Raw genomic sequence first — 4,843 nt, forward strand, 5'->3', positions numbered from 1 at the left:
TGCGGCGCGCGATGGTGAAGAGCCAGGCCGCGAAGCTGGCCTTGGCGGGATCGAACGCGGCGGCGTTGTTGGACACGGCCATCCAGGTCTCCTGGTGCAGGTCCTCGGCGGCCTCGCGGTGGGCGGTCCCCAGGAGCCTGCGCACGAACCGGAACGAGGCGGCGTCGTAGCGATCATACAGCCGCGCGAAGGCGTGCGGATCCCCCACGCTGTGGGCGCGCAGAAGGTCGGCGTCGTCCTCGCGGGCTGGCTCCATCGCGGCCGAGCTTAGCCGGTGCATCGCCGGCGGCGAGACTTATCGTCCATACGGCGGGTCGGGAACGTAGCCGTTCTCCTGGGGGAACGGCCTTGGCCGGCCAGGGGTCGGCGTTGATCGCGGAATCACGCCTCTGGCGACCAGGTTCGCGTAGGAGTCGTATTCCATCTGCCGGACGAACTTTGGATATGACGTCGCCCGCTGGAAGGAGACGGTCGTGACGGCGGACCATTCCCGCGCCCCGTGCGCTGTTCCCAGCCGCTCCGAACGACGCGCCACCTGACCGGATGGCGCGGCCCTGAGGACAGGGGGCGGCGCGCGCCGGCCGCCTGTGACGACGGATTCCTCCAGAGTGTCGGCGGCGCTCTGTTCAGGCGCGGCGGGCGCGAGGGCGACAGGTGGGGCCGTGCGTTCGGTGAAGGCCGCGATGCCGATCACGCCCACGTCGTGGGGGCGTCCCGTGCGGGTTGCGTAGGATCTGGACAACGTGGCGAAGGTGAAGGCGGCGACCTGGGCGTCGGATTTCCGCCACCCGCTGACCTCGTAGGTTTCATAAGGGGCGAAGACATAGCCCCGCTGACCGTAGCCGGCGGTCTCGCCGGTGAGGATGTTCACGCCGTCCACCGACATCACCACCAGCACGCGGCCGGGGGTGTTGTTGGTGACCTGCAGGCCATAGCGGGCGCCTGGCCGGCCCGCGACATACAGGCGCCCGCCGCGCCGCCAGATCCTCGCGGCCTGCCTCGTTTCGCGGTCGATCACTTGAAGGTCGACGAGGGGCGGGGCGACGGCCCCGGCGGTCGGGGCCGCGGCGGCGGCGAGCGCGCAGACCGCGGCGGCAAGGAGCGTGCGCCGCCGAAGGGACCGTTGCGTGTGCGTCGTGGTCGTCATGTGCGCCTCCCTGGGCCTTACATGACGACCTACGCAGCGCCCGCGCGAACGGGGTTAGCGTCGAGAGAATTTTTGCAGCTACGTGCGGCGACCCGGGAAAACGGCCGGGGCGGCTTTCCGGCAGAGCCTTCCCCGTCCCGCGTTCGCTAGGTCGCCCCAGCTTCTGAGGCGAGCTTTCCGCCCGGCGCCTGCAGCATCAGCGCCACCAGCGCCTCGGTCACCCGGGGCTCGAGCCCCTCCGTATGGCCTTTGCCCCTTCGCACCACGTCGGCGATCACCCGCCCATCGCGCGCGTTCGGGAAACGCCAGACTTCGGCGGTCCCCGGCGCGGCCTTGAGACCCCATACGGGATAGGTGCAGCGCCCGAAGTCCCAGATCTGGCCAGGCCGCTCGTCGACGATGTCGGGATCGCGAACGCGGGCCTGCGCGCCGTATTTTTCGGCCCAGGGCGAGGTCTCGGGCAGGGCGACGATCTCATGCTCGCCCGTAGCGTAGATGAATGAGAAGTCCGCCGAAGGCGGCTCGGCGGCGGGCGCGGCCGGCCGCGGGTCCGGTGGCGATCCGTCCGTTTTGGGCGGTCCGAACCGGGGCGCCCATTCGGCGCGGCCCAGCCGGCCTCCTGAAAGGCTGAGGAAGCCGTCGACGCGGTCAGCGAAGTACGGCGTATGCAGCAGGCGCGCCGACGTCATGCCGCCCTGGCTGTGTCCCGCCAGCCAGAAGGCGCGGATCGCCGGCGCCCCCAGTTCGGCGACCGCCAAGTCGACGATGTTCTGCAGGTGCTGGTCGTCTTCCTCCGATAACCAGACCCGCACCGGCGGCGCGCCGGGCGCCAGCGGCCGCTGAGTGGCGGCCGTCGGCGTGGCGATCACCAGGCGGTGGCTCTGCTTGAAGTCGACGATAGGAAAGTAGTGGCGCTGCCAGTTCCCGAGCGAGCCGCCGCCGTGCAGGTTCAGGACAAAGGTGATGGGCTCCCCAGGCTTGAGGTCGCAGGGGAAGTCCAGGAAGAACTTGCGGCCGGTCGCCGGATCGACGGCGTTCCCGCGGAAAGTGAGGCTTCCGCTCTCGACGAGGGCTTCGCCTTCGCCACGGGCGACCCCCTCCAGCGTGCAGTCGAGTCCCAGCATCTCACCTCCAATGGCGGCGGCCCGAAGCCGCATGGCCTGCTGAGATGGACCTTATGCGCGCCTTCGTGCGGGAGTCTCGCGCGGGAGCGCAGGAGAAGTCTTCTCTTCTGCGCGACACCCCCAGCCGGCGCACATGACTTGCGCGCGGACCTGCGGCCGCGCGGGGTCGGAGGCCTCGATCCCAAGCCCCGAGCCTCCGGTGCTTGGGTGGCGAGCCTCGGCCCGTTCTGGCGCCGGGTGTCGGCGTCGGCTAGCTTTAGCCGTGGCCGACGAGACAGCCTATTCCTACGAGCCCGCGCTCGGCCACGGGCTGCGCCACGACCCCTTCAACGCCATCGTGGCCCCGCGGCCCATCGGATGGATCTCGACGGTCAGCGCCGAGGGGGTCCTGAACCTGGCGCCCTACAGTTTCTTCAATGCCTTCAACTACCGCCCCCCGCTGGTCGGCTTCGCTTCGATCGGCCGAAAAGACACATTGCGGAATGCCGAGGCGACGGGGGCGTTCTGCTGGAACCTGGCCACGCGCGCGCTCGCCGAGCGCATGAACCTCACCAGCGCGCCGGCGCCGGCGACGGTGGATGAGTTCGAGCTGGTTGGCCTCACGCCTGCGCCCGGCGTGCGCGTGGGCGCGCCCAGGGTGTTGGAGAGTCCCGTTAACTTCGAGTGCCGCGTGACGCAGCTCCTCGAGCTGAAGGGGGCCGAAGGCGCGGGGGTCGACACCTGGATGGTCTTCGGTGAGGTGGTGATGGTCCATATCGACCAGGGCCTCCTGATCGACGATGGCGGGTATGACACGGCCGCCGCGCGGCCCATTGTCCGCGCCGGCCGATCCGGCGACTACTACGAGATCGGCCCGGACGCCTTCTTCCAAATGCGCCGGCCGGATTGGCCGATCGGCCCCTAACCGGGAGCCGTCCGGGACGCCGGCGGCTACGGCACGGGTGGGTTGTCTTCGGGGCGGCGCTTGGGGGCAGCGCCGATGGCGTGGAACCAAGAGCGCGAACCCTCTTCTCGCTTGCATGCGGGTTTGCGTGTGGATCGCCGCAGCGGACGGCACTTCCCGAGACCTCGAATTCTGACGCGCCGCGCGTCGGCGAGCGGAGCAGCATCGCCCTCGGCGGGCGGCAGTCGGGTCGCCTCCAGCACGGCCGGATTCCTGCACAGCCGCCCGTGCGCGGGCAGGAGAAATGTACAGGCGCGGGTGCGGTTACTCCTCGTCGATGGACGGGGACATGCACGAGGGATGAGAACGTCCCTCACGGACGTTTCAATAGAGGACGGGCAGACAGCACCGCCAATACAAGCAGGAGCGCCCGTGCCGTACTTGAGGTCTTTCGAGGATCAGCTGATCGAAATGCTTCCCCGTCTGCGCGCCTTCGCTCTGAGCCTGACCGGTGTGAGTGACCGCGCCGACGACCTCGTACAGGAGACGGTTCTGAAGGCATGGCGGGCGCGGGAGCGTTTCGAGCCGGGGACGAACCTTCAGGCTTGGCTTTTTACGATCCTGAGGAACGCCTTCTATTCGGGCGTCAAGGGATCGTCCCGGATGGTGGGGGATGCGGATGGACGCCACACCGCCAGCTTGCTCGCGCCGCCGGACCAGGAATGGCGCCTTCACTATCGTGAAATGCTGGTGGCTCTGGACGCCTTGCGGCCGCATCACCGGGAGGCCCTGCTGCTCGTCGTCGCGGCAGGAATGAGCTACGAGGACGCCGCGAGCGTCTGCAGCTGTCCGGTGAACACCATGAAGAGCCGGGTGAAGCGGGCGCGCGATGCGCTGGTTTTGGCGACCGGCTTCAACGGCGCCCTGGCCGCGTGAGGCCGCGGAACCTCCGGTGCGCCATACTTTTGATGGTGACCTGGTCCCGCCAAAGGCCAGACAAGCTGGAGGCGATCAAATAAAGCTGGCGCTAGCCGGTCGCTTTGAATGAGGCTGCAACGCTGATGGCCGCAGGTGGGGTTTGGCTGCTGACGCGGGCCCGACGTCAGTTGCGAGATCGGGCGAGGCTCCCGATCAGGCTCGAACCTTGCGGCCGTCGCTGAGGCGTCTTCAGCTGTCCGGCGCCCTCCCATGACGCTGCACCAGGCTTAGATGCCTCTGCAACCGAGTGGCTCTGAGCAGCTGCGGGAGATGTCCTTCCAGGCGCTTAGGAATGAGCGCGCCGGCTCGGCCGCTGGGAAGCGCGAAGGATTGGCGACGCTGTGCATCCTTGGAGGCCCCTAAGCTGAACCTTCGAGGGGCTGGAGCGCTGAAGGGGACAGCGCCTGCGCACACGGTGGAGGGCTGGAATGAGCGTGGGACGGCGGGCCGGGCTCGGGATCCTCTGTGCGGCGGTCGTGCTGGGTTGCGCCGGACCCGTGCAAGCCGACCCCTGCACGGCTCCGGTGTCCGGGTTCCGGGCGGGACAAGTGGTGGCGGGCAAGGTCCGCTATGTCGGCGACGGCGACAGCCTGTGCATCGGGCGGCGCAAGGCGCCTTCCACCTGGCTGGAGATCCGACTGGCGAACGTGGACGCCGCCGAGCTCGACACGCCGGGCGGCAAGCGGGCGCGGCGCGCCTTGGCCCAGAGGG

Annotated in this window: 5 protein-coding genes and 1 pseudogene; 3 read left to right on the forward strand and 3 right to left on the reverse strand. The window is 69.2% G+C overall.

Going from position 1 to position 4,843, the window contains the following annotated elements:
- From VHK87_RS07265 to VHK87_RS07275, 3 genes are all read right to left on the reverse strand, one after another.
- Nucleotides 1-256, reverse strand: a 256-nt coding sequence (locus VHK87_RS07265; protein WP_329634235.1) for an RNA polymerase sigma factor, incomplete at its 3' end; no start/stop codon positions are given.
- Nucleotides 257-295: 39 nt separating this feature from the next.
- Entirely contained in the window at nt 296-1,147 is an 852-nt protein-coding gene (locus VHK87_RS07270) for a hypothetical protein (protein ID WP_329634236.1), read from the reverse strand.
- Between the two features lie 146 nt (nt 1,148-1,293).
- A complete protein-coding gene (locus tag VHK87_RS07275; protein ID WP_329634237.1) occupies nt 1,294-2,271 on the reverse strand; it encodes an alpha/beta hydrolase in 978 nt (325 codons plus the stop codon).
- A 262-nt stretch (nt 2,272-2,533) separates the two neighbouring features.
- Between VHK87_RS07275 and VHK87_RS07280 the strand changes: the two genes are divergently transcribed.
- The 3 genes and pseudogenes from VHK87_RS07280 to VHK87_RS07290 form a co-directional block, all read left to right on the forward strand.
- Nucleotides 2,534-3,175: a flavin reductase family protein gene (locus tag VHK87_RS07280; protein WP_329634238.1), complete on the forward strand. Its 642-nt coding sequence runs from the start codon at nt 2,534-2,536 to the stop codon at nt 3,173-3,175.
- Between the two features lie 420 nt (nt 3,176-3,595).
- Nucleotides 3,596-4,090, forward strand: a complete 495-nt coding sequence (locus VHK87_RS07285) for a sigma-70 family RNA polymerase sigma factor (RefSeq protein ID WP_329634239.1) — start codon at nt 3,596-3,598, stop codon at nt 4,088-4,090.
- 470 nt (nt 4,091-4,560) lie between these two features.
- Nucleotides 4,561-4,843 (forward strand): annotated as a pseudogene (locus VHK87_RS07290) (nuclease); the annotation flags it as partial.

The sequence above is a fragment of the Phenylobacterium sp. genome, from assembly GCF_036263695.1.
Lineage (GTDB): Bacteria > Pseudomonadota > Alphaproteobacteria > Caulobacterales > Caulobacteraceae > Phenylobacterium.